The 23,895-nt window shown below is 33.0% G+C and carries 20 protein-coding genes; 12 read left to right on the top strand and 8 right to left on the bottom strand.

The features are described 5' to 3' along the window. Positions 1–88 precede the first annotated feature (88 nt). Both Q0921_RS18575 and Q0921_RS18570 read right to left on the bottom strand, forming a co-directional pair. On the bottom strand, positions 89–517 hold the full coding sequence (locus tag Q0921_RS18575; RefSeq protein WP_299259530.1) for a cytochrome c oxidase assembly factor Coa1 family protein: 429 nt from the start codon (positions 515–517) through the stop codon (positions 89–91). Positions 518–567: 50 nt separating this feature from the next. After that, positions 568–1,233 (bottom strand): ATP-binding cassette domain-containing protein, encoded by a 666-nt coding sequence (locus Q0921_RS18570; RefSeq protein WP_299259528.1) that lies wholly within the window; start codon positions 1,231–1,233, stop codon positions 568–570. A 446-nt stretch (positions 1,234–1,679) separates the two neighbouring features. Between Q0921_RS18570 and Q0921_RS18565 the strand changes: the two genes are divergently transcribed. Together Q0921_RS18565 and Q0921_RS18560 are read left to right on the top strand one after the other, a co-directional pair. After that, positions 1,680–5,096 carry a hypothetical protein gene (locus tag Q0921_RS18565; protein WP_299259526.1) on the top strand — a complete coding sequence of 1,139 codons (3,417 nt, stop codon included), beginning with the start codon at positions 1,680–1,682 and terminating at the stop codon, positions 5,094–5,096. A gap of 48 nt (positions 5,097–5,144) precedes the next feature. After that, positions 5,145–5,513, top strand: a complete 369-nt coding sequence (locus Q0921_RS18560) for a hypothetical protein (protein WP_299259524.1) — start codon at positions 5,145–5,147, stop codon at positions 5,511–5,513. Here the strand turns inward: Q0921_RS18560 and Q0921_RS18555 are convergent. From Q0921_RS18555 to Q0921_RS18545, 3 genes are all read right to left on the bottom strand, one after another. Next, positions 5,510–8,503 carry a GEVED domain-containing protein gene (locus Q0921_RS18555; RefSeq protein WP_299259522.1) on the bottom strand — a complete coding sequence of 998 codons (2,994 nt, stop codon included), beginning with the start codon at positions 8,501–8,503 and terminating at the stop codon, positions 5,510–5,512. The genes Q0921_RS18560 and Q0921_RS18555 overlap by 4 nt on opposite strands. Positions 8,504–8,782: 279 nt before the next feature. Next, positions 8,783–10,318: a glycine--tRNA ligase gene (locus Q0921_RS18550; RefSeq protein WP_299259520.1), complete on the bottom strand. Its 1,536-nt coding sequence runs from the start codon at positions 10,316–10,318 to the stop codon at positions 8,783–8,785. A 143-nt stretch (positions 10,319–10,461) separates the two neighbouring features. Next, positions 10,462–11,343, bottom strand: a complete 882-nt coding sequence (locus Q0921_RS18545; RefSeq protein WP_299259518.1) for a hypothetical protein — start codon at positions 11,341–11,343, stop codon at positions 10,462–10,464. Positions 11,344–11,422: 79 nt separating this feature from the next. On the opposite strand from Q0921_RS18545, the gene Q0921_RS18540 reads away from it, so the two are divergent. Both Q0921_RS18540 and Q0921_RS18535 read left to right on the top strand, forming a co-directional pair. Then, positions 11,423–12,103 carry a ComF family protein gene (locus tag Q0921_RS18540; RefSeq protein WP_299259516.1) on the top strand — a complete coding sequence of 227 codons (681 nt, stop codon included), beginning with the start codon at positions 11,423–11,425 and terminating at the stop codon, positions 12,101–12,103. Positions 12,104–12,162: 59 nt separating this feature from the next. Continuing rightward, a complete protein-coding gene (locus Q0921_RS18535; RefSeq protein ID WP_299259514.1) occupies positions 12,163–13,776 on the top strand; it encodes an Ig-like domain-containing protein in 1,614 nt (537 codons plus the stop codon). Here the strand turns inward: Q0921_RS18535 and Q0921_RS18530 are convergent. Together Q0921_RS18530 and Q0921_RS18525 are read right to left on the bottom strand one after the other, a co-directional pair. Next, positions 13,763–14,551, bottom strand: a complete 789-nt coding sequence (locus Q0921_RS18530) for an amidohydrolase (protein ID WP_299259512.1) — start codon at positions 14,549–14,551, stop codon at positions 13,763–13,765. The genes Q0921_RS18535 and Q0921_RS18530 overlap by 14 nt on opposite strands. Before the next feature lie 45 nt (positions 14,552–14,596). Further along, a complete protein-coding gene (locus tag Q0921_RS18525; RefSeq protein ID WP_299259510.1) occupies positions 14,597–15,061 on the bottom strand; it encodes a hypothetical protein in 465 nt (154 codons plus the stop codon). A gap of 234 nt (positions 15,062–15,295) precedes the next feature. Between Q0921_RS18525 and ileS the strand changes: the two genes are divergently transcribed. From ileS to Q0921_RS18485, 8 genes are all read left to right on the top strand, one after another. Then, positions 15,296–18,700: an isoleucine--tRNA ligase gene (gene ileS, locus Q0921_RS18520; RefSeq protein WP_299259508.1), complete on the top strand. Its 3,405-nt coding sequence runs from the start codon at positions 15,296–15,298 to the stop codon at positions 18,698–18,700. 4 nt (positions 18,701–18,704) lie between these two features. After that, the gene (locus Q0921_RS18515) at positions 18,705–19,088 is read left to right on the top strand and encodes a TraR/DksA C4-type zinc finger protein (RefSeq protein ID WP_299259505.1); all 384 of its coding nucleotides are present in this window, start codon (positions 18,705–18,707) and stop codon (positions 19,086–19,088) included. A gap of 127 nt (positions 19,089–19,215) precedes the next feature. After that, positions 19,216–19,749 carry an RNA polymerase sigma factor gene (locus tag Q0921_RS18510; RefSeq protein ID WP_299259503.1) on the top strand — a complete coding sequence of 178 codons (534 nt, stop codon included), beginning with the start codon at positions 19,216–19,218 and terminating at the stop codon, positions 19,747–19,749. 4 nt (positions 19,750–19,753) lie between these two features. Then, positions 19,754–20,545 (top strand): HEAT repeat domain-containing protein, encoded by a 792-nt coding sequence (locus Q0921_RS18505; protein WP_299259501.1) that lies wholly within the window; start codon positions 19,754–19,756, stop codon positions 20,543–20,545. A 32-nt stretch (positions 20,546–20,577) separates the two neighbouring features. Then, a complete protein-coding gene (locus Q0921_RS18500; RefSeq protein WP_299259500.1) occupies positions 20,578–21,336 on the top strand; it encodes a DUF4097 family beta strand repeat-containing protein in 759 nt (252 codons plus the stop codon). A 32-nt stretch (positions 21,337–21,368) separates the two neighbouring features. After that, positions 21,369–22,082 (top strand): DUF4097 family beta strand repeat-containing protein, encoded by a 714-nt coding sequence (locus Q0921_RS18495; RefSeq protein WP_299259498.1) that lies wholly within the window; start codon positions 21,369–21,371, stop codon positions 22,080–22,082. A gap of 65 nt (positions 22,083–22,147) precedes the next feature. Then, on the top strand, positions 22,148–22,768 hold the full coding sequence (locus tag Q0921_RS18490; RefSeq protein WP_299259496.1) for a hypothetical protein: 621 nt from the start codon (positions 22,148–22,150) through the stop codon (positions 22,766–22,768). Positions 22,769–22,810: 42 nt separating this feature from the next. Beyond that, positions 22,811–23,422, top strand: coding sequence for a lipoprotein signal peptidase (locus tag Q0921_RS18485; RefSeq protein ID WP_299259494.1), 612 nt, complete (start codon positions 22,811–22,813; stop codon positions 23,420–23,422). A 4-nt stretch (positions 23,423–23,426) separates the two neighbouring features. On the opposite strand, the gene Q0921_RS18480 is transcribed toward Q0921_RS18485, so the two are convergent. Then, positions 23,427–23,834: a response regulator gene (locus tag Q0921_RS18480; RefSeq protein ID WP_299259492.1), complete on the bottom strand. Its 408-nt coding sequence runs from the start codon at positions 23,832–23,834 to the stop codon at positions 23,427–23,429. Between the last annotated feature and the right edge of the window lie 61 nt (positions 23,835–23,895).

Here is a 23,895-nt window from a genome sequence, read left to right as displayed (position 1 = left end):
AGATATTTTAAAATCAGATAACTTCGTCTAAAATATCTTGTTTTCGATACATTTTTACTACCGTAAAAACACTCAAACTGACGCTATTTTATTCACTATCTAACACCTCAATAGTTTTTTTTGGTTTTTTTGTTCGAATTCTGATGGTTTGATATTGCCAAGTGTTATTCTTTTTATTGGCAACAATGTCCATTTTCCCTTTTTGCTTTGCCCCTTTAATCCCAACTGTTATGATTGCTTTACCTTCTTCTGCATATCGTACTTCTCCTTCCAAAAGTTCAAAAATACTAATCGGTTGTACTTCTCCTAATAATGTAATCACTCGCTCATCATCTTGTACCATATCAAAAGCATTGTCATACACTGATGGATCTATGACAGTTTTGGTAAAATCTCCGATAGGTTTCCCTAGAACTATCAATACGGTTATGACAAATCCAAACGTTAGTATCAAAATCCCTAAAACCCAGCTTCGGTTTTTACGCCACCAACTTTTTTTATCTATATAATCCGTCATAAATTCCTGCTTTAGATTAAAAAATTTAACTCTTTATAGTTCTCTCAAGTTTACAGCGATCTAAGATACCCATGAGTTACTAGGTCTGTTTTATTTTGGATAGCAATCAAACCACCCTCCTTTACTAACAAACTTCTATCTGTAATATCCAATATATCTTCATAATAATGATCGGTAATGATAATTCCCTTTTTCTTCTTAATAGATAGTAGTAAGTCTTTTATCAACTCCTTATAAGAAGGTTGAATCATAGAAAAAGGTTCATCCATCATTAAGAACTGATGCTCTAAATGCGAGAGTAATACAACTTCTAAATACCTCAACTCTCCTAATGATAGTTTTCCTACTCTTCGGTTTTCTATGGCGTGTATTCCTTTTGTATAAAATATTTTATCCTGATCCTCTCCATTTGGAAATAGTAAAGGAATAATATCTCTTACTTTTTTCTCTTTTGGCAAAAAAGAATCCTGAGGGAGATATCCTATTCTACCATCTGCTATTACCTCTTTAGGCTTTATCGTTTCATCATCTATACTAATATGTATTGCATTAGATCTCATTGTTCCAAAAACACATCGTAACATCGTAGATTTTCCTGTTCCGTTTCTTCCAAAAACCCCAACAATTTCGCCCACACCACATTGCAAAGCAACCTGATTTAGAATGCTGTTTTTACCAAATGATTTTGTTAGATCCCTAATAAAAAGATTATTCATATTTTAGAATTAAAAAAAAGTCAAGAGTAAAAACAGGAATGGTAATGATATAAACACATTCATAAAAAACACGTTTATAGTAAGCTCCGATTTTGTAAACCCAAGATTAGCATACATATAGTACTCGTTATTTTTAAAGATCTTAAAGCCTTGTAATCCTACGCAAATACCCACTGTATTAAACAAAAATATACTCCAATATATTCCGCTGATCAAACTCATGAAAAGACAAAATATTAAGTTAAAAAGGTTTACATCACAGAAGAATTTAAAAATCGCCCTATAATAATACATTCATAAAATTTTGATAGATTAATAAAACTTAATGTTACTTTTATCGTTATTGCTACTATAAAAACCTTTCCAATCAATAGTTGTTGCATAAATCATAGTAATTTAAGGGATTAACACTATCTCAGTAAGTGAAAAACTTTAGTTTTGTATCGATGCGCATTTTTACGGTTTTAGGTTTTTTAGTATTACTTAGCACAAGTAACCTACTTGGACAGGATACTTCTGGAAACTTCAGAAGTAAAAAAGTGCGAGTTACTGATACTATCCGCATTGATTCTGTAAGTATCAACTCTTTTGATTTTAAATTAATTTCGAAACAAGGTGTTGCAATTGATAGTACATTATACAAAGTTAGTTTTGAAAATGCTTCGATTGTCTTGTCATCACAGATACAATCACAAAACGATTCAATCACTATACAATACTATCGCTACCCTGAATTTTTGACTAAAAAATATTTCGAATTCGACCCTTCTATTATTGTCGAACAAAGTGGTGATCTGCAGAAATTGTATAGCTTATCTGAAGCAAATAACAAAAAAGAGTTCACACCTTTTGATGGGCTTACTACCAATGGAAGCATATCCAGAGGAGTCACCGTAGGTAGTAATCAAAGTACTGTTTTAAATTCTGAATTAGATCTACAAATTTCTGGAAAAATAAGTGATAATATATCCCTACGGGCATCGATACAAGATGCAAATGTACCGGTACAACAAAGTGGATATTCTCAGAATCTTGATGAATTTGATCAGGTTTTTATTGAATTATATAGTAAAAACTGGAATGTTAGAGCTGGTGATGTACAGTTACAAAACAGCACAAGTTACTTTAACAGGTTTACCAAAAACGTACAAGGTATATCTATCAACGGAACATTAAACCATCCCGAATCTAAGACAAATCTATTCGCTTCAGGAGCTTTGGTAAGAGGAGTTTTTACCAGAAGTCAGTTTACCGGACAAGAAGGAAACCAAGGTCCTTATAAACTAACAGGCCCTAATGGAGAATTGTTTATTCTTATTGTATCAGGTAGCGAACGCGTATATGTAAATGGTTTATTGCTGGAGAGAGGAGAAAACAAGGATTATATTATAGATTACAACGCAGGAGAGGTACGTTTTAATCCAACCTTTCCAATTACTTCGGATATGAGAGTATCGATAGAATACCAAACTACAGAACGTAATTACTCTAGAATCATCGTGTATGGTGGTGGTGAACATACCAGCGAAAAACTAAAAATAGGAGCTTTTGTATACTCAGAAAATGACGCAAAAAATCAACCTTTACAACAAAATTTAAGCGATCCACAAAAAGAAATTCTATCCAATGCAGGTGATGATACTACTCAGATGATTTCCCCATCTGCTGTCCCTGATGTATTTAGTGAAAATAAAATTCTATATAGAAGAGATGTTATTGGTGGTCAGGAAGTTTTTGTGTTTTCTAATAATCCAGAAGATGAATTGTTTAACGTTCGATTCTCATTGGTAGGTAATAATCAAGGTGATTATATCGTAGGAGACGTTACTACAATTAGTCGGATTTTTGAATATGTAGCGCCTATTAATGGTATTCCTCAGGGTAATTTTGCCCCCGTAATTCAATTAGTAGCTCCGACTAAGCTTCAGACGGCCGTAATTCAGGGCTCTTATATCCCAAATGAAAAAACAATCATTGGATTCGAGATTTCGGGTAGTAAAAATGACCTAAATCTTTTTTCGGATTTGGATGACGATGATAATGATGGAGTAGCAGGAAGACTGCAGCTGAAGCAACGAATTTTCTCCAGAGATAGTAGCTGGACAATGAACGCATTTGCCAATGGAGATTATATTCAGAAGGAATTTGAAAGTATTGAAAGAATCTACAACGTAGAATTTAATAGAGATTGGAACTTAAATAATCCTCTGGGAGATCAGCAGTTTTTTACATCAGGTCTGGAGCTGCTTCATCCTAAAAAAGGATTTACCAGATATTCTTTTCAGCATCTTAATTTCTCAGAGAATTACAACGGTAATAGACATTTGTTAAATACGGAACTTAAGTTGAATAAATTAGGCATTTCTTTATATTCAAGTTTGTTAAATAGTAAAAATGCTGACTTAGATTCTAGGTTTTTCAGAATATATAGCATATTAACATATAGCTTTTCAAAAAACTGGATTGGAGCTAAAATCGCTACGGAAGAAAATAAAGAGATAGATTTAAGCAACCAGACTTTTACCCTAAATACCCAAAGATTCAAATCTTATGAAGTCTTCAGTGGGATAGGTGATAGTACAAAAATTTATGCTGAAGTTGGATACAGACATCGTATCAATGACAGTGTAAGAAATAATCTTTTAAACAAAGTAAGCACTTCAAATACTTTCTTTCTGAAATCTAATTTACTAAATACTACCAGCACACAATTATCCTTGTTCGTGAATTACAGAACACTAAATAATGAAGATCAAAACCGTGAGACCGAACAATCATTAAATTCAAGATTACTCTATAATCAAAAGTTTTTTGCAGGTAAAATTAACTGGAATACTGTTTTTGAAACTAATAGTGGAACCTTACCTCAACAGGAATTTACCTATGTACAAGTGGACCCAGGACAAGGAACCTACACCTGGAATGATTACAATGATAATGGAGTTCAGGAATTAGAAGAGTTTGAAATTGCTCAATTTACAGACGAAGCTATATATCTTAGAGTATTATTACCTAACCAACTTTTTGTAAAAACACATCAAAATCGACTCAGTCAAATTATTACCTTAAACCCTCTTTCTTGGTCTGGGTCAGAAAATAAAACGAAAAAACTTTTATCTCATTTTTATAATCAAACATCTTATATAGTAGACAGAAAAAACCTGCGCGATGACAGTTCTTTTGATATTAATCCCTTTAAAAAAGACGATAATGAACTAGCACTAAATCTAAGCTTTAGAAACACCTTATTCTTTAACCGTGGAAAGCAACGATATACTACTTCATACACTTTTCTCTCTACTAAAAATACTAACTTACAAGTTACAGGTCTTCAAGAAAACATTATAGACAGCCATCAATTAACTTTTGCACACAAAATGGCAAAAACATGGCTTTTTGACCTAAAAAATGAATTTGTAGAAACCGAAAGTGTTTCAGAAAACTTTAGTAACAGAAACTATCTCTTAGAAGGTTATAAAATTGAACCTAAGTTATCCTATTTACTTTCTCCACAAACACAGTTTAGTATCTTCTACCTCTTAAATGATCAGGAAAATATTTCAGGAGAAGAAGCTCTAGCCCAACAAAAATTAGGGGTTTCTTTTGCTTACGCAAACAAACAACAAGTATCAATTACAGGTGAGTTTAATTATTTTAATAATGAATTTACGGGAAATGCTTTTTCGCCAGTTGGATATCAATTACTTAATGGTTTGCAACCTGGAGATAATTATACCTGGTCTCTTTTAATACAAAAAAAATTAACTAAATATCTGGATCTTAACATATCATATTTAGGTCGAAAAAGCGAAACTGCTAGTACAATTCATACAGGTAGCATTCAACTTAGAGCATATTTTTAGTAATGACTTTAATACTTATCCTTATCTTTATAAAACAAATTAGATACTATGAGAGGGCTTCTAAAAATTTCTTGCTTAATTGCTATTATTTACTTGCAAAGCTGTAATACAACTAAAAGAACTGATGTAAAAGCAGTTAATGATGATCAAAATAATTCTCAAATTACAAGTTCGGAAAAAATGCTAGAAAAAGGTTTTACTAAAGGAGCACTGTCTATTAACAAATCAAAAGACTGCCCATATATTCTCACTGTAGAAAAATATACAGATAAGTTAGATCCAATAAACATTCAAGACTTCTTTAAAACAGATATACCAGAAAAAGTATGGGTAAAATATAGTGATCTAAGAATGAATAGTAGATGTAATGAAGCACGACCTGTCTCTATACAAGAAATAAGTAAACGTATAGATTAGTTTACATAAAACTTAGCGGATTTTCCCGTCTTACTCCCACCAAGACGCACAAAATAGATTCCGGTACTAGCGTATGACATATCCACATTATCAAAAAATCTAGCATTAGCATCTTTTTCTACTCTATTATTAGCATATATCACCTGACCATTTATATTATAAATTCTAAGCCTTAAAACATCATCAGCATTAGAATCACTCATGGTAATTACAAATTGTTTATTTGACAAACTAACTACAATAAGATCAGAATTAGGGTTCGTATTTTCTCCTATTTCTACGGTATAATCATGAGTAGTACCAAACTGCATAGAACCACAAGAATCATTAAGGTCCGCTCCATTATTGGTATTAGTATCACCAGCTCTAACTCTTAACAAGTGTCTTCCCAAAGGGGCTTCATTACCCAACGAAAAAAGAAAAGTTTGATTGACGTCTTCTTCTGTAATTACTTGGTTACTAATAATTAATTCTTCATCTTCAAATACGGTGTCATCATCATAATCTATCCACAATGATAATTGTTCCGAATCCCCCTGTGCAAAGCCTACCTGAACAGTTAACGTATATACTCCTATGGATCTATCTAGATTTATAACCATATTAGTGAAATCATCATAGCCATTTCCACATTCAATATTTTGATTAGAGATATTCGACAATTCAAAAGAAGATAGCCCATCACCAAATCTCTGACAATCAGAAGTTGGCGAACATAATCGATGCTCAATTACTCTATGTATCGCATCATTATTAACATCCTCATCTGTTGTCAAAGCAGTTCCAATCTGAAAAGAATAGCTTCCAAATTCTGATAAATCAGCGGTTGTCGTAAATGTATATTGGGCAGTTTCTCCAACAGCGATAGTGCCTGTGAATGTTTCATTCACCGCAGCTCCACCATCAATTGTGTAAAAAACTGGAATATCGGATTGTGGAAAACCTCCGTAATTTCTAATAGTTATTGTAATAGCTTCTGTAGATGAAAGACCTCCTCCAGATACAGGAGATACTAAACTAATGGCTCCTACATCATTTGGTAATAAATTAGAAACCTCTTTAGTTATACAATCATTTTCTGGCATAACATCACCTACTTGGTTTGTTTCTGCTAAAATAAAAGACGTACTACTACCGGTTAAATTTGCGGTTGTATTAAAAGTAAATGACGCTGTTTGACCTGCTCCAATAGATCCCGTAAAAATTTCATCAATAGCTGTTCCTCCATTAACAGAATAACTTATCGGAATATTACTTTGTGTTGAAGTTCCAAAATTCTTAATTGTAACGGTAATCACTTCAGAAGTAGTAAAAGTGGCATCGTCAGGAGCATCAATACTGATAACACCTACATCATTTGCTACGTTCTCCGCAATTTTGAATACTCCAACAATATTTCTCGCATTGTTTCCTGAACCTTCAAAGTACTCTGAAATGTGCCAAAATGTTTGATCATCCAATGGATCAACCGTAATCTGAGCATAATCACCATAGCGATTTCTAGTAGTTCGATTTACATCAGTACCAACAGCTATCGTTTGTTCTGCAAAAGTCATAATTCCTAAAGGATCGTTGGCTAATCGTCCAGTATATCTAATAGAACCAAAACTGTCTGTATTTGCTCCATCGGCTACTGTACCCATAGTCGTATAACCCATTCCGATATTTCCAAAAACATCCATAACCATACTTGCGCACCAAGCACTTTTACCTCCAGGCGATGTATATGTTCCCTCCTGAAATACTGACCATGGCTGATCATCACCGCTTTGGCGAAGCTCATACCATCTAATTCCAGAAATATTATCCGAATCTAACCTATCATCGATATCTACTGGGAAATTTAATACTACAGAATTATAACTACAAAATCTTCTATAATTGGTAGCAAACATTACGGTCCCTTGTAACACATCGATATCTTGAGCATCCGAACCAGGTTGCGGAAGATTAGCAAAAGAACCTCCATCAAATGTAGAATCAAAAGGAGTTATATTTCCATTGCTAACGTTTAGTTCTTCTGCTTCAGTAATCGTAGATTGTTCAGGGTTAATCCAATCTACATTAATTGTCCACAACTTTAATGCATCTTGATTAACTCCTTCCCACGCATCGTCCTGAAAATAAATGATCTTGGCATTTCCTTCTGGAGGAAGAGAACTTCCAATTGCGTTAAAAGAAGCTGGACTATAAAACCCTCCTATTCTGGCCCCAGGTAATGGGAAACCAATCATTTGGGCGGTATCAACACCTGCTAGCATTTGTTCTCTATCGATAACATACACCACCTCACTTGTCATTTGCTGCCCCTGATCTTTGTTAGCGGTGATATAATATCCATCCGACCAAATTGAAAATTTAGTATAATCCGGAAAGCTACCAGTATTAAAACGATAGGTGTACCAACCATCATTAACCGGGTCTGATCCTCTACAGACTGCCACCAAAAAACCATTAGGCGTCTCACTAAATTGTGTTATTACAAATCGATCTACGAAACTATCATAAAATACTATTGGATCACCCAAGGATTCTCCTGGAAAAATATTGGTCAAGGAAGTAGAAGGAACTAAGACATTTCCATTTCTATCATATATTGCAAATGCAGAATTTTTAGCAGTTATGTAATGATTAGGTCCTATCGCTCCTGTAGGATCTGTTGGAGAAACAGAACTAGAATTAGCTTCAAAAACTAATGATGGAGCTCTATTAGCTCTAATGTTATTAGCACTTTTTTGCTTTAGTAATAAAGGATCTTGCCCTTTTGGAAATCCTTTACCTGGTACAATTTTATTAGCATCAGTTCTCTTAGGATTCACTTCTCCTTCTCGAGGTTCTTCAGGAATCAATTTCTTACCAATCAACGGTTCCACTTCTTTCATATAACTAGAAGTAGTAATCAAAGTAGCTGTTGCACTTTTCTTTTTTTGAGAAAAACCAACTATACTAAAAAATAAAAAAGAAAAGAAAGCTATCCTTTTCAATAACATAAGAGAATTTTTAAGATGATAATTATCTCGATTTTTGGTCTAAAATACAATTAAACTTCAAAATATGATAAAAACTAAACACATAATCTATACTTATAACGGGAAACAAGAGAGATTTCTTATAATTAAAACCTCTAAGTTCCTTTGGGGTCAAAAAATGTTTCCCCTAATATATAATTAAACATCTAAAGGCCCATAAACCCTACTGCATCTATCTATTTTTACCCACTAAAAACAAAAAAGCTGCCTTATAGACAGCTTTTCATTACTATTATTATCTTATTTCAACCAAAATTCTGGATCTACTTTTTCTGAGATAATGGATTTTAGTTCTGAAATCGGAACACGTTTCTGCTCCATAGTATCTCTATCTCTTATGGTAACTGACTGATCATTTAATGTATCATGATCCACTGTAATACATATTGGAGTTCCTGCAGCATCTTGTCTTCTATAACGACGCCCAATAGCATCCTTCTCATCATAGGCAACATTAAATTTCCATTTAAGATCTTCTACAATCTTTTCTGCAACTTCTGGTAAACCATCTTTTTTAACCAATGGAAGAATAGCTGCTTTTACCGGTGCAACCACCGCTGGTAATTTTAATACTACTCTACTGGATCCATCTTCTAGCACCTCATCCTGTAATGCAGTAGAGAATACAGCAAGAAACATTCTGTCCAATCCTATAGAAGTTTCAACCACATATGGCACATAACTCTCCTTCAATTCTGGATCAAAAAATTGTAATTTTTTACCAGAAAACTCTTCGTGTGCTTTTAAGTCAAAATCTGTTCTAGAGTGAATTCCTTCCAATTCTTTAAATCCAAATGGGAAATTAAATTCTATATCTGCTGCTGCATTTGCATAATGTGCTAACTTATCGTGATCATGGAAGCGATAATTTTCTTTTCCTAATCCTAAAGATAAATGCCAATTTAAACGTGTTTCTTTCCAGTATTCATACCACTTCATTTCTTCTCCTGGACGCACAAAAAACTGCATTTCCATTTGTTCAAACTCACGCATTCTGAAGATAAATTGTCTTGCAACAATCTCATTTCTAAATGCCTTACCTGTCTGAGCGATTCCAAAAGGAATTTTCATTCGACCTGTTTTCTGAACATTCAAGAAATTTACAAAAATACCTTGCGCAGTCTCTGGTCTTAAATACAAATCTGTGGCAGATTCTGCAGAAGCACCAAGCTTAGTACCGAACATCAAATTAAACTGTCTAACATCCGTCCAGTTTTTAGATCCTGTATCAGGATCAGCAATACCTAACTCTTCAATTAAAGCCTTTACATCCGCTAGATCTTCGTTTTCTAAGGATTTTGCCATACGCTTCAATACCCTCTGTTGTTCCGAAAGATATTTTACTACTCTTGGATTGGTGGTACTATATTGTTCTTCATCAAAAGAATCTCCGAAGCGTTTTTTAGCCTTTGCAATCTCTTTTTGAGCCTTTTGGTATTGCTTTTCGGCATAATCCTCTAACAATACATCAGCTCTATATCTTTTCTTAGAATCTTTATTATCTATAAGTGGATCGCTAAAAGCATCTACGTGCCCTGAAGCTTTCCAAGTAGTTGGGTGCATAAATATTGCAGCATCGAGCCCCACAATATTTTGGTTCATATACACCATACTTTTCCACCAATACTCTCTAATATTCTTTTTAAGCTCAGCTCCATTTTGTCCGTAATCATATACCGCGCTCAATCCATCATAGATCTCACTAGAACCAAAAATATACCCATACTCCTTAGCGTGAGCAATAACCTTCTTAAATTTATCTTCTTGATTTGCCATGCCGCAAAAATAACTGAATTTACAAGAATTGAAAACGAATTTATTTAATTAATGATCGGATAAAGTAATTTCTGACAAAAACACAAAAAAACCACCATATTACTAATAACAAGGTGGTTTGGTATTTTTTAGAAAAATTATTCTTATTTCAACTCAAACTGTGTGTTAGAAATCATTCTAGGACCAGAGAACAAGTTTACTACGTAGTTTCCTTTTACTAACTCTCCATCTGCAGAATCAACTAAAACACAAACATCTAGCGCATCATTCTCATAAAACACCTTATTACGACCACTATAAGTAAGAACAGCATCATCAAAGTTTATAGAAACTTTATCTCCTATAAGGTTATTTTCAGGATTAATAACCTGAACGAATAAATCCTTATCTCCTTTTTCAGTCAATTTATTAGGTGATAGTGTAAAACAAACTCTTACTTTTTCAGCTCTACTTGATCTTGATGTAGTAGTAATTTTACCACTATTTCTTACTCTAACTCCTTCTGCTTTGATACCTGAAGCCTGTAAAGCAGATCCTCTTTCTACAATTTCTGCCAACTTACTATTCTGTGATGCCAAAGAATCAGAGAATACAATTCTTTCTGATAAAGCTGTAGAAGTACTATCTAGATCAGTAGCTAACTGAGCATTAGCAGTAGTTAAACTATCCGCTAATTTAAATAATCTTTCACGCTCTTTTTTCAGTTTACTTACTTCTCTTCTATATCGTGCAATCAATGCTACATTAGCATCATAGTCTTTTAAACTATCTAATAAAACAACAACACGCTGCTTTTCTTTTAGTAAATGATCATCCATTACCTCATTAAGAGCTATAGCATTGTCATATTTTGTTATTAATTCTCCTAATTCACTTTCAATTAAATCCTTTTCTTGTTGCAAAATTGCTTTTTCTCTCTTTTCTTCGTTGTAAAACTTATACGTGAAGATCCCCAGAATTAATAAAAGAGCTCCCAGAACACCAATTAGTATCTTAAGGGTCAAGTTATTGTTTTGAGTTGTCATAATAAATTTCTAATTTTTGATGGTTACGTTAAAATAGTAAATTTAGTTAAATATAATGATTAATGTTAATTGACCTAATATGTTAAGCGACTTAGCTTATTTATTCTATCCTATATATTGTGCTGCTTGTGACAATCCTTTATATAAAAACGAAAGGATCTTATGTACATCATGCAGACATAAGCTCCCATTAGGTAATTTCCATAAGGTAAACGCTAAAAAGATCGAAAAAGTATTTTATGGGCGAGCCAAAATAGAAAATGCCACCTCATTATTGGTGTTTGAAAAGGATAGTTTAGTACAAAATTTGATACACAATCTTAAGTATAGAGGTAGAGAAGAAATAGGTAAAGAGCTTGGTATCTGGCTAGGTCAAGAACTAACACAATTACCTGATTATCAAAATATTGATTATATAATCCCAGTACCTCTTCATCCCAAAAGATTGAGAGAAAGAGGTTATAACCAAGTAGAGAAATTTGGAAGGGAAATTGCTAAAAAATTAGATACCGAATACATTGATTTTGTTTTGAAAAAAAATTCCTACAATGAAAAACAATCAAAAAATAGTCGTTTAACTCGCTGGATAAACACTTCTGAAACATTTGGAATACAAAATGAGTCCTTACTAATAAACAAACATATTTTGATTGTTGATGATATTGTCACTACAGGTGCTACGATAGAAGCTTGTATTCAAGTTCTTAAAACAATCCCAGGTATCAAAATAAGCATTGCGACCATGGCTATTACTATATAGATTTTTTGTTTGTTATAAATAGTCGTTTCTTTGTGTCTTTAAAAAATTGTAACGGAGCTATGTATAAAAGATCCTATACGTTATTGTTAACTGCTTTTTATTTAATCTTGATTGTTAGTTGTGCCAAAAAAGGTTCTATAACAGGAGGCGAAAAGGATGAAATTCCTCCAAAATTTGTGAAGGCAACTCCTCCTAATTTTTCAACAAATTTTAACAAGAATGAAATTCGAATTTATTTTGATGAATACGTAAAATTAAAGGATCCCCAAAAACAAATCATTATATCTCCTCCTATGGATCCCAAACCAGAGATAACACCCTTAGGAGGTGCAAGTAAGTATCTGAAAATTAAATTTCTGGATACTTTATTAGAAAATACCACCTATAGCATCAATTTTGGTCAAAGTATCGAAGATAACAATGAAGGAAACGCTACTCCATTTTTTAAATATGTCTTCTCTACAGGAGGCTCATTAGATTCTCTCAGAATACAAGGTACTGTTGGAGATGCTTTAGAAAAAAAAGCAGATCCTTTTATAACAGTTGCATTGTATGAAATTGATAAAAATTACTCTGACTCCCTGGTTTTTAAAGAAGTGCCTAGATATATAACCAGCACTTTAGACAGTATTAATTTTGACTTAGACAATCTAAAAGAAGGTAAATACAAGCTAATTGCTCTAAAAGATGTTGCTACAAACTATACTTACGAACCAAAACAAGATAAGATTGGTTTTTATGAAGACATTGTGACACTTCCTGCGGATACTGCAAAAGTCTTTAACATAAATTTATTTAAAGAAATTCTAGATTTTAAAGCATTAAAACCAAAACAAGTATCAAAAAATTCTTTCGTTTTTGGGTATAACGGTATAGCCGATTCTATGAAGATCAATTTAGTAAGTAAAACTCCTGAAAATTTTGAGACTAGAATTTTTCCGGACAAAACAAAAGATACTTTACATTATTGGTTTAGACCTTTTTTCGAAGCAGATTCATTGATTTTTGAGGTAACTAACAATAAAAATTTCCGAGATACTCTAGTTGCAAGATTTAAAGATCAATATAAAGATTCTCTAAATCTTAAGAGTAATATAAAAAGAAGTCTAGCTTTTAATCAAGATTTTACACTTTTCTCCAACACTCCTATAGAAGCGATTGATGAACAATTAATTTCGTTAACCGATAAAGACACGTTAAACGTACCATTTTTAGTAAAATTAGACAAAATTAAAAATGAAGCAATATTTACTTTCGAAAGAACAGAAAGTAACACCTATACAATGCAATTATTACCAGAAGCCATTACCGATTTTGTGGGCAATGTAAACGACAGTCTTAATGTTAATTTCAGAACTACAAAATTAGCTGATTATGGCACGATCTTTTTTACGCTACAAAATGTAAAAGAATATCCGGTTCTGATTCAGGCGACTGATGAAAAGGGATTATTTATTGATGAGAAAGTAGTGATCAAAGAAGAAACAACCGTTTTCGATAACTTAGATCCTGGAAAATATAATCTAAGGGTGATTTTTGACACTAATAAAAATGGAAAATGGGATACTGGAGATTTTCTAAAAGGAATTCAGGCAGAAAAAGTGGTTTATTACCCTAAAGACATAGAAGTGAGAGCCAATTGGGAATTAAAACAAACCTTTATTTTGGAGTAATCCGAAAGTTATCCGCATCATCCAGAAAAGGTAGTTTTTTGCGAGTATTTTCGACATAGGATTTGTCCAAAGTAGCATATAATATAACCTCTCTTTCAATTGAGTTCTCTTGTAAAACAGAATTTCCTAATACATCATAAACAGCCGAATGACCATTATACTCGTACCCTTTTCCATCAAGACCTACTCTATTGACTCCAATGCAATATGACATATTCTCAATAGCTCTTGCTTTAAGAAGCGTATCCCAAGCATTTACTCGTGGTTTTGGCCAACTGGCTACATAAACTAATAAATCATATCCAGATGTATTTCTTGCCCAAACAGGAAATCTAAGATCATAGCAAACTTGTGGTTTAATTTTCCAACCTTTATAAAGTATAATTACTTCTTCATTACCAGCTGTAAACACTTCTTCCTCTTTAGCTAATGTAAATAATTGATGCTTGTCATATTTCTGGATACTCCCATCAGGTCTTACAAAAAGAAAACGGTTAAAGTATCCTTTAACATCTTTTATAATAATGCTTCCCGCAATAGCGCAATCTTTTTCTTTAGCTAATTTTCTTAACCAGCTTATAGTTTCACCATCCATCGTCTCAGCAACTTCAACAACGTTCATCGTAAACCCGGTATTGAACATCTCTGGCAAAATAATCAGATCCGTCTCGTTATGTACGGATTTGATTTTTCGTTCAAAGACCGCTCTGTTCTGGATTGGATTTTCCCAAGCTAAATGAGATTGAATTAAGGCAATGTTTAAGGTAGTGTTCATAGGTTAAAAATAATAAAATCCTAGATTTTAAAAGAAGGCAATGAACTATTCCTCTTCGTCAGTAATAACAATGTTGTCGAAACAAGCTATTTTCTTTTTAGAAGAAATAGTGATTTTATCTATTTGAGATTTCTCAATTTTATCAATATCCTGTTCTTCAATAATAAAATCTATTTGAGTAATACTTCTATTAGATACATTAGAAAAATCGGATTCTATTTCTTGCATATCAGAAATCAAATTTAACTCAAAATTCTTACCTCCAATTAACAGATTAGCGCCTTTCCATGTTTTAATATGAAAACTGCCTACAACTATAACTTTTAAATAATAATACCCTGCTAACTCAACTAAATCTAGATAAATTTCATTTAGTTCTGATGTTGCGAATCGGGTACCATCAACCTCAATAATAATCTCTTCAGTATAGGTGTCTACATGTAATTTTTCCATAGCTCTCACATTACCAAGAGCAGCTTGTACTTTTAGGATAGAACGTTTTAAACTCATAATTCTGGTTTAGATTCCAAAAATAGTTTTTCATTTTGAAACGATAAACATACTCATTTAGATTTTATGACTGGTTTTATAAATATGTTTTCCAATTAAATCAAATGCAAACTAAATACGAGATTTAATAATCAAAGTCTCACAGCTAAATAATCATCAATATTTGAGCAGCTTACACTCGTCATTTTTCCAGAAAATCCTTATTTTCGCTGACTTAATAGAAAGAACGATCAAATGAGCACGAAGTTTCCTGAATATAAAGGACTTGACTTGCCAAAAGTGGCAGATGATATACTAGAATTCTGGCAACAGAATAATATTTTCGAGAAGAGTATTTCTGAGCGAGAAGGTGCGACTCCTTTTATATTTTTTGAAGGACCACCATCGGCTAACGGATTACCAGGAATTCACCATGTAATGGCTCGTGCGATTAAAGATATTTTTTGTCGTTATAAAACCCAAAAAGGATTTCAGGTTAAGCGAAAAGCTGGATGGGATACTCATGGACTTCCTGTAGAATTGGGAGTCGAAAAAGAACTAGGTATCACCAAAGAAGATATTGGTAAAAAAATCACCGTTGAAGAATATAACGAAGCTTGTAAAAAAGCAGTAATGCGTTATACAGATATCTGGAATGACCTTACCGAAAAAATAGGCTATTGGGTAGATATGGAAGATCCATACATCACCTACAAGTCCAAATACATGGAAACAGTATGGTGGTTGCTTTCAGAAATCTATAAGAAAGGGTTACTGTACAAAGGATATACTATTCAACCATATTCACCAAAAGCAGGAACAGGATTGAGTTCACACGAGCTTAATCAACCAGGAACGTATCAAGATGTTACTGACACAACTGTGGTTGCTCAATTTAAAGCTAAGAAAGAAACACTACCATCATTTTTAGAAAATGTAGAAGGTGATATTCATTTCTTGGCCTGGACAACTACTCCTTGGACATTGCCCTCGAATACTGCATTAACCGTTGGGTCAAAGATTGATTATGTTTTAGTCAAAACTTTTAACCAATACACCTTCGAACCAATCAATGTAATTTTGGCTAAAAATTTAGTTGGAAAGCAATTTACAGGAAAATTTGTCTTAGCAGAAAATGAAGAAGATTTAAACGCCTTTACAGAAGGTGATAAAAAAATTCCTTATTTCTTACTAAAAGAATTCAAAGGAGCTGATCTTGTAGAGATTCGTTATGAGCAATTATTAGATTATGCAACACCTTATAACAATTCAGAGAATGCTTTTAGAGTAATATCGGGTGATTTTGTAACTACAGAAGATGGTACTGGTATTGTACACACTTCTCCTACTTTTGGTGCAGATGATGCTATGGTAGCCAAACAAGCTACGCCAGAAATTCCACCATTACTTGTAAAAGACGATAATGACAACCTTGTTCCATTAGTGAATCTACAAGGTAAATTTACAAAACACGTTGGTGAATTTGGTGGTAAGTATGTAAAAAATGAATATTACAATGATGGTGAAGCGCCAGAGAAATCTGTAGATGTAGAAATTGCTATCAAATTAAAAATAGAGAATAAAGCATTTAAGGTAGAAAAATATGTGCACAGTTACCCTAACTGCTGGCGTACAGATAAACCTATTCTATATTATCCGTTAGACTCTTGGTTTATAAAAGTGACCGATTTTAAGGATCGTATGCACGAGCTTAATTTAGGGATCAACTGGAAACCAAAAGCTACTGGAGAAGGACGTTTTGGAAATTGGCTAGCAAATGCCAATGACTGGAATTTATCTAGATCACGTTTTTGGGGAATTCCTTTACCGATCTGGCGAACAGAAGATGGTAAAGAAGAAATAATAATAGGTTCTGTAGAAGAACTAAAGGCTGAAATGCAAAAAGCAGTGGAGGCTAAGGTACTCGAAGCTGATATTTTTGCAGATTTTGCCGTTGGAGATATGAGTGAGGAGAACTATGATAAGATAGATCTTCATAAAAATGTAGTAGATAAGATTACGCTAGTTTCCGCTTCTGGAAAACCAATGAAACGCGAAAGCGATTTGATAGATGTATGGTTTGATTCTGGATCCATGCCATATGCACAGTGGCATTATCCTTTTGAAAATAAAGAAAAGGTAGAATCTGGCGAAGGAAAAGCAGATTTTATAGCAGAAGGTGTGGACCAAACACGTGGATGGTTCTATACCCTACACGCGATAGGAACAATGATTTTTGATGATGTAGCTTATAAAAACGTAGTTTCTAATGGTTTGGTATTAGATAAGAACGGCCAGAAAATGTCTAAACGACTGGGTAACGCTGCAGATCCTTTTGAAACACTAAAAATGTATGGCCCAGATGCTACTAGATGGTACATGATTAGTAATGCCAATCCTTGGGATAACCTAAAATTTGATCTTGAGGGAATCGCAGAAGTGCGTCGCAAGTTTTTCGGAACTTTATACAATACATATTCGTTCTTTATACTATACGCAAATATTGATAATTTCACATATGCAGAAGCTGATATTCCATTAGCAGAACGTCCTGAGATTGATCGATGGATCTTAAGTGAATTGCATACGCTGATCAAAAATGTGGACGAATATTATAATGAATATGAGCCTACAAAAGCTACAAGAGCTATTTCTGATTTCGTTCAGGAAAACTTAAGTAACTGGTTTGTCCGGTTAAGTAGAAGAAGATATTGGAAAGGTGATTACCAAAAAGATAAGATATCTGCATACCAGACTCTATACACTTGTATGCTTACAGTAGCAAAACTGGGAGCACCAGTAGCTCCATTTTTTATGGATCGCTTATATAAGGATCTTATCTCTAATTCAAATCAGGAAACTTTTGAAAGTGTTCATTTGGCTCATTTCCCAGAATATGATAACTCTTTTGTCGACAAAGCTTTAGAACATAAGATGCAAAAAGCACAATCTGTATGTTCTCTAGTGCTGTCTTTGCGTCAAAAAGAAAAGATCAAAGTACGTCAACCATTACAGAGAATAATGATTCCTGTATTAAATGAAGCTGACAAAGCTGAGATAAATGACATTGCCGATTTAATAAAAAATGAAGTAAATGTTAAAGAAATAGAGCTGATTGACGATGCTTCGGGAATATTGGTGAAACAAATAAAACCAAATTTCAAAAATTTAGGCCCTCGTTTCGGAAAAGATATGAAATTGATTGCCAGCGAAATACAATCTTTTGATCAAGATACCATTAAAATTCTTGAACAAACTGGAAGTTTTGATATAGAAATTAATAATAAAATTATTACATTAGGTACCGATGATGTAGAAATCAGTTCTCAGGATATCGAGGGTTGGTTAGTTGCAAATTCAGGAACTCTAACAGTAGCACTGGACATAACCATAACTCCAGAGCTCAAAAAAGAAGGTATTGCCAGAGAGCTTGTAAACCGAATCCAAAATATCCGAAAGGATAGTGGATTAGAAGTGACTGATCGAATAGAAATTGTAATAAAGGAAAACAAATCTATACAAGAAGCAGTTGCAACTAATGAAGCATACATCAAGAATGAAACCTTAACCGAGACAATTGAATTTGCAACAGATGTAATAAATGGTACAGAAATTGCGTTTGACGACATTGCAACCCAATTGGTAATTAAAAAACAATAAGAGTATGGCAGCAGACGTAAAAGTAAGGTATAGTGATGCCGATTTAACGATGTTCAAGGAAATCATCGTTGACAAAATGGAAAAAGCGCAGAAAGATTTAGAATTACTTCAGAGTGCTTACAAAAACGATGGTAACAATGGTACAGATGATACTTCACCAACGTTTAAAGCTTTTGAAGAAGGAAGCGAAACAATGTCTAAAGAGGCAAATACACAATTAGCAATTAGGCAAGAGAAATTTGTACGTGATCTTAAAAATGCATTATTACGAATAGAAAATAAAACATATGGCATTTGCCGTGTGACAGGAAAACTCATTAATCCAGAGCGATTAAAGCTTGTTCCGCACGCAACGCTAAGTATTGAAGCTAAGAACATGCAAAGCTAACAAACTATAAAATATTGTAAATTTAAAGTGCTTTCCAAATTGGGAAGCACTTTTTTTATTCCTAAAATGTAACCTTTTTACAAAACGAAGGTATTACTAATAGAGACTAACCATAAATAGTGGCATCTTGAAAAACTTAACTGATGAAGAACTAATGATTCTGGTATCTAATGGGAATTTAGATATGATGAGTATTCTTTTTGACCGATACCATATCAGAATATTTAATTTTTTACTAAAAATGACAAGAGATAGAGATGTCAGTCAAGATATTACTCAGGAAGTTTTCTATAAAGCCATAAAATATAGAACATCTTATAAAAAAGGTAAGTTTTCATCCTGGATCTATACCATCGCCAGGAACATCTTTTCTGATCATTATCAAAGCCAGAAAAACAAAGAACAACCTTTAGATGAAATTGAATATAAAATAGAAAGAGAAGAAACTAATGGTATAGAAAAAAGTGAAATTAAAGAGCAACTAAATAGAGCTTTAGGACAATTAAATCAAAGTGATAGAGAATTAGTGATCATGAATAGATACCAAGGTATCAAATACCAAGAGATTGCAGAGATAACTGGATCAACTGCAGGAGCAGTAAAAACCAAAGTACATCGAGCAATTCATAAATTAAAAGATCATTACCTACAAAACACATAACGCTATGAACTGTAATCAAATAGAAGAACAACTTATCGATTATCTAGATAATAATTTAGATCAGAAAGAGTATCATATTATTGCAGCTCATCTTACAACTTGTGATAACTGTCAAGAGTCATTGCATAAACTCCAACTAGTTTTTGATGGAATTGACAATGATTCCGAGGAATTACCAGATGCAAGTATTCAACTAAATTTTGAGGAAATGCTTCAAAAGGAAAAAGAGGTATTAAGTGATTCCAAAATAGTTTCACTTCGTAAAAATCCAAAAAATTCTTGGAAAACAGCATTACAAATAGCCGCTACCGTTGCCTTAATTGTTTCAGCATATTTCTACGGAAAACGAGAAAACAATGAGTCCTTTTCTCAGGAAATGGCAATATTAGAAAAAGAAAAAGTACAATTAAAACAAGAAGTAACCATTTCTCTTATTGAAAATAAATCTGCAAGTAAACGCTTAAAGGCAGTGAACTATGCAGAAGAATTTGAAAAACCCGGAAATGAGATACTAAAAGCCTTAATTAATAAAATGTTTTATGATGACCATATCAATGTGCGATTAGCTGCAGCAGAAGCACTTAATAAGTTTTCGGACTTAGAAATGGTACGTAAAGCTTTAATAGATGCTCTGGAAATGGAACAAGATCCGGGCATGCAAATTGAATTAATTCAAATATTAGTTTCTATACAGGAAAAACGCGCAGTTCCTTCTATGGAAAAGTTACTTCTCAATGAAGAAACACCTAGTTATGTCAAGGATCAAGTAACTATTGGTCTTCCTAGTTTAATTTAAAATTTCAATCAAAAATCAAAAAAAAAGAACAGATGAAAAATATAGCAATTGCAATAGTGCTTTTTATAACTATTGGACATATACACGCACAAGGAAATTACACACAATCCTTACAAGGAGTTAAAAATGTGGTTATTGGATCAGAATCTGGAGTAAAGATAAAAGCTCACGATAAAAATGAATTATTGATTATAGGGAATGGTCGCAAGATGCCCGAAAAAGCGCGAGGATTAAAAGCAGTATATGCAGGTGGAAGTGATAATACAGGCTTTGGAGTATATGCACAAAAAGAAGGAGGAACACTGATCGTTAGAAACCTAAAAAACATGCATAGTAAAATACTGGAAGTTTTTCTTCCGAAAAATATCAATGTCAAAGTAGAAAGAAGTAATCTCGGTGATTTGGTTGTTCATGGTTTTTCTTCAGAAATAGAAGCCACGACGAATGTCGGTGATATGACATTTAGAGATGTAACAGGTCCAATTGTTGCTAAAACAGCAACAGGAGAGATTAATATTATATTTGATAAAGTAAGTCAAATTTCACCTATTTCTTTGATTTCTGCAACTGGAACTATAGATGTAAGCTTACCTTCTGGCACACCAGCAAATTTAGAGATGAAAACAACAATGGGAGAAATCTTTACAGATTTCGAACTTAAACTTCCTGTAAACAATAATAATATGAAAGTAGTTGGAGGAAGGAGAACCATAAAAACCCAATTAAATAACGGTGGAGTAGAAATTAGTCTAAGATCTTCTACCGGAAATATCTACCTAAGAAAACAATAAAGAGGTCATACATCAATCAAAAACAAAAAATCATGAAAATTTTAGTAAATCTCATCGCATTATGCTGTATAGCATTTCAAGTAAACGCACAAAAAGTAATTGAAAAAGAAATTACAACTTCTGCTGATCGAATTAATATAGAGTTTAAGTTTGCCGAAGAAATTGTTATCAAAACTTGGGATAAGAACAATGTCTACCTCAAAGCTGAAGTAAGTATTAATGATGGAGAGTTTGACAATTACTTTGATCTAAAAATAGACAACGCTTCTTCTGTTTTGGATATAGAATCCAGTTATGGAGATTTATTCGAAAAGCAAAAAAAAGAAACTAAAAACTCGAAGCGAAAAAATTGGGGTCCTTGCAACAGCATAGACATTGATGCTAATTATACGCTATATCTTCCTAAAAATGCTAAATTGAGAATAAAAAGTATCTCTGGTAACATAGCGTCAGAAAATTACGAAGGTGATCTAGAAATTGATATTATTAGCGGAAACATTAATATCAAAAAATATGGTGGAGAATTAACCCTAAAAACTATTAGCGGTGATATTGATATCAATATTTCTCAATCTAAGTTATTAGCAGAAACTATTACTGGCCTTATCTATTCTGATAAAGAAATGGAGTTTGATCAAGGAAAAAACAGAATGGTTGGCAGTAAAGTAACCGGAACGTTTGGTGATATTAGAAGTAATTTACATCTCAAAACAATTAGTGGAGATATTTTCTTAAGAAAAGAATAACCACAACATCAAAACACAATTCTTTAGTGTTCTATAAATTAGAAAAAAAGCTACCTTACAGCAATATGAGGCAGCTTTTTTTCTTTCTAATCTTTCTTACACTATCTATATCGGTACAATCACAATCTACTTTTAACAAAAGTATTGATGCGACTGATCTTTCAGAAGTTTTGATATTTCTTGATGACACATTTCAGATAGAAATAACTAACACTTCAGAAAACAAAATTATAGTCAATGGTATTTCTGAAGGAGAATACCAAAATAATATATTAATAAATGCTAAACGCAAAGAAGATTCGCTCATAATTATTGATGATGTCCAGCCTTTTTCGGAAAACCATAATGACAAACTAAGCGCACATAAAGTAATTGTATTGAAAGTAAAAATACAAATACCTCAACATCTAAGAGTAACAGTAAAATCCAGAATCGCCTCTCTGCAATTAGATGCCAAAATAAAATCTTTGTTCGTAGAGCTTAACTCTGGTGATTGTCTGCTACAAAATTTTATAGGTAATGCAACTATTAATACGTTAGAAGGAGATATTACAGTGTATACTAAAAACTCAACGATTACTGCTATGACAAAATCCGGAATTCTTTCTATAGAAAAAACTTTCGGACAACATCAGATCGAATTAAAATCCATAACAGGAAATATTAGTGTTTACAAAACAAAATAAAACACTATTTTTGTCCGTCACTGTATGAAATAAGAGAAATTTATGTCCTTGAAGAAGTCTATTTTAGTTATAATCTTAGTTCTGCTAATAGATCAGATTTCCAAAATATATATCAAAACTAGCTTCACACTTCACGAAGAAGCACCGGTTTTTAGTTGGTTCCGAATTGTATTTGTAGAAAACAAAGGAATGGCTTGGGGGTTTGAACTTCCGGGAAATTATGGAAAACTCGTACTTACATTATTCAGATTGGTTGCAATTACCGGTATTGGGTATTGGTTATATGATTCTGTTCGTAAAAACAGTTCCAGAATCCTTACGTTTTGTATTGCTTTAATTTTTGCCGGAGCTTTTGGAAATATTATAGATTCAATACTTTATGGTGTTATTTTTAATGCAAGTACTATGACTCAAATAGCTGAATTTCTGCCAGAAGGCGGTGGATATGAAAGTGTGTTTTATGGGAAGGTTGTAGATATGATCCAATTTACTTTTTATGATGATATTTTACCAGCATGGATTCCGTTCTGGGGTGGAAAACATTTCTCCTTCTTTGACCCTGTATTTAATGTTGCAGATTCTGCTATTAGTATTGGTGTATTCTTACTATTAGTTTTTAATAAAAGAGCTTTTCCAAAGAAAGAAGAAGTATAATTATTTAAATAAAAATCTTTTCAAAATCATCTAATTTAATCGGTTTGGTTAGATAATCAGATACCACTTTGATAGATTTTGCTCTATCAATATCTCTTGTATCGATAGAGGAACTTACCACATATAGGTCTATTTTTTTACTAATTTCATCCCTGATTTTTGTGAATTCTTCTAGAAATTCCCAACCATCCATAATGGGCATATTAAGGTCAAGAAATATAACCTGAGGAACAATATCCTCCTCTGCCTCCTTGTCTTGTGTTGATTTAATAAAAAAGTTTAACGCTTCTTTACCGTTGTTAAATACGATAACCTTTTCTGATAATTTTTTTAGCTCTATAATTTTACTAACTAAATTAACGTACATATTGTCATCATCAATGATGCAAACACTCTTTGAATTATGGGGCATGATGGGGTAAAATTAAAATCTTAAGACGGTATAACTACCCTTAAGAATAAAAATTGTCTGC

The sequence above is a fragment of the uncultured Aquimarina sp. genome, from assembly GCF_947496855.1.
Lineage (GTDB): Bacteria > Bacteroidota > Bacteroidia > Flavobacteriales > Flavobacteriaceae > Aquimarina.
The sequence above is the reverse complement of the archived record's forward strand: the minus strand, read 5'-3'. Positions and strand labels throughout refer to the sequence as shown.

Bases quoted from the DNA above. Each gene is read 5' to 3' on its own strand.
- Q0921_RS18575 (WP_299259530.1), bottom strand. From the start codon at position 517: ATGACGGATTATATAGATAAAAAAAGTTGGTGGCGTAAAAACCGAAGC.
- Q0921_RS18570 (WP_299259528.1), bottom strand. From the start codon at position 1,233: ATGAATAATCTTTTTATTAGGGATCTAACAAAATCATTTGGTAAAAAC.
- Q0921_RS18565 (WP_299259526.1), top strand. From the start codon at position 1,680: ATGCGCATTTTTACGGTTTTAGGTTTTTTAGTATTACTTAGCACAAGT.
- Q0921_RS18560 (WP_299259524.1), top strand. From the start codon at position 5,145: ATGAGAGGGCTTCTAAAAATTTCTTGCTTAATTGCTATTATTTACTTG.
- Q0921_RS18555 (WP_299259522.1), bottom strand. From the start codon at position 8,503: ATGTTATTGAAAAGGATAGCTTTCTTTTCTTTTTTATTTTTTAGTATA.
- Q0921_RS18550 (WP_299259520.1), bottom strand. From the start codon at position 10,318: ATGGCAAATCAAGAAGATAAATTTAAGAAGGTTATTGCTCACGCTAAG.
- Q0921_RS18545 (WP_299259518.1), bottom strand. From the start codon at position 11,343: ATGACAACTCAAAACAATAACTTGACCCTTAAGATACTAATTGGTGTT.
- Q0921_RS18540 (WP_299259516.1), top strand. From the start codon at position 11,423: ATGTTAAGCGACTTAGCTTATTTATTCTATCCTATATATTGTGCTGCT.
- Q0921_RS18535 (WP_299259514.1), top strand. From the start codon at position 12,163: ATGTATAAAAGATCCTATACGTTATTGTTAACTGCTTTTTATTTAATC.
- Q0921_RS18530 (WP_299259512.1), bottom strand. From the start codon at position 14,551: ATGAACACTACCTTAAACATTGCCTTAATTCAATCTCATTTAGCTTGG.
- Q0921_RS18525 (WP_299259510.1), bottom strand. From the start codon at position 15,061: ATGAGTTTAAAACGTTCTATCCTAAAAGTACAAGCTGCTCTTGGTAAT.
- ileS (WP_299259508.1), top strand. From the start codon at position 15,296: ATGAGCACGAAGTTTCCTGAATATAAAGGACTTGACTTGCCAAAAGTG.
- Q0921_RS18515 (WP_299259505.1), top strand. From the start codon at position 18,705: ATGGCAGCAGACGTAAAAGTAAGGTATAGTGATGCCGATTTAACGATG.
- Q0921_RS18505 (WP_299259501.1), top strand. From the start codon at position 19,754: ATGAACTGTAATCAAATAGAAGAACAACTTATCGATTATCTAGATAAT.
- Q0921_RS18500 (WP_299259500.1), top strand. From the start codon at position 20,578: ATGAAAAATATAGCAATTGCAATAGTGCTTTTTATAACTATTGGACAT.
- Q0921_RS18495 (WP_299259498.1), top strand. From the start codon at position 21,369: ATGAAAATTTTAGTAAATCTCATCGCATTATGCTGTATAGCATTTCAA.
- Q0921_RS18490 (WP_299259496.1), top strand. From the start codon at position 22,148: ATGAGGCAGCTTTTTTTCTTTCTAATCTTTCTTACACTATCTATATCG.
- Q0921_RS18485 (WP_299259494.1), top strand. From the start codon at position 22,811: ATGTCCTTGAAGAAGTCTATTTTAGTTATAATCTTAGTTCTGCTAATA.
- Q0921_RS18480 (WP_299259492.1), bottom strand. From the start codon at position 23,834: ATGCCCCATAATTCAAAGAGTGTTTGCATCATTGATGATGACAATATG.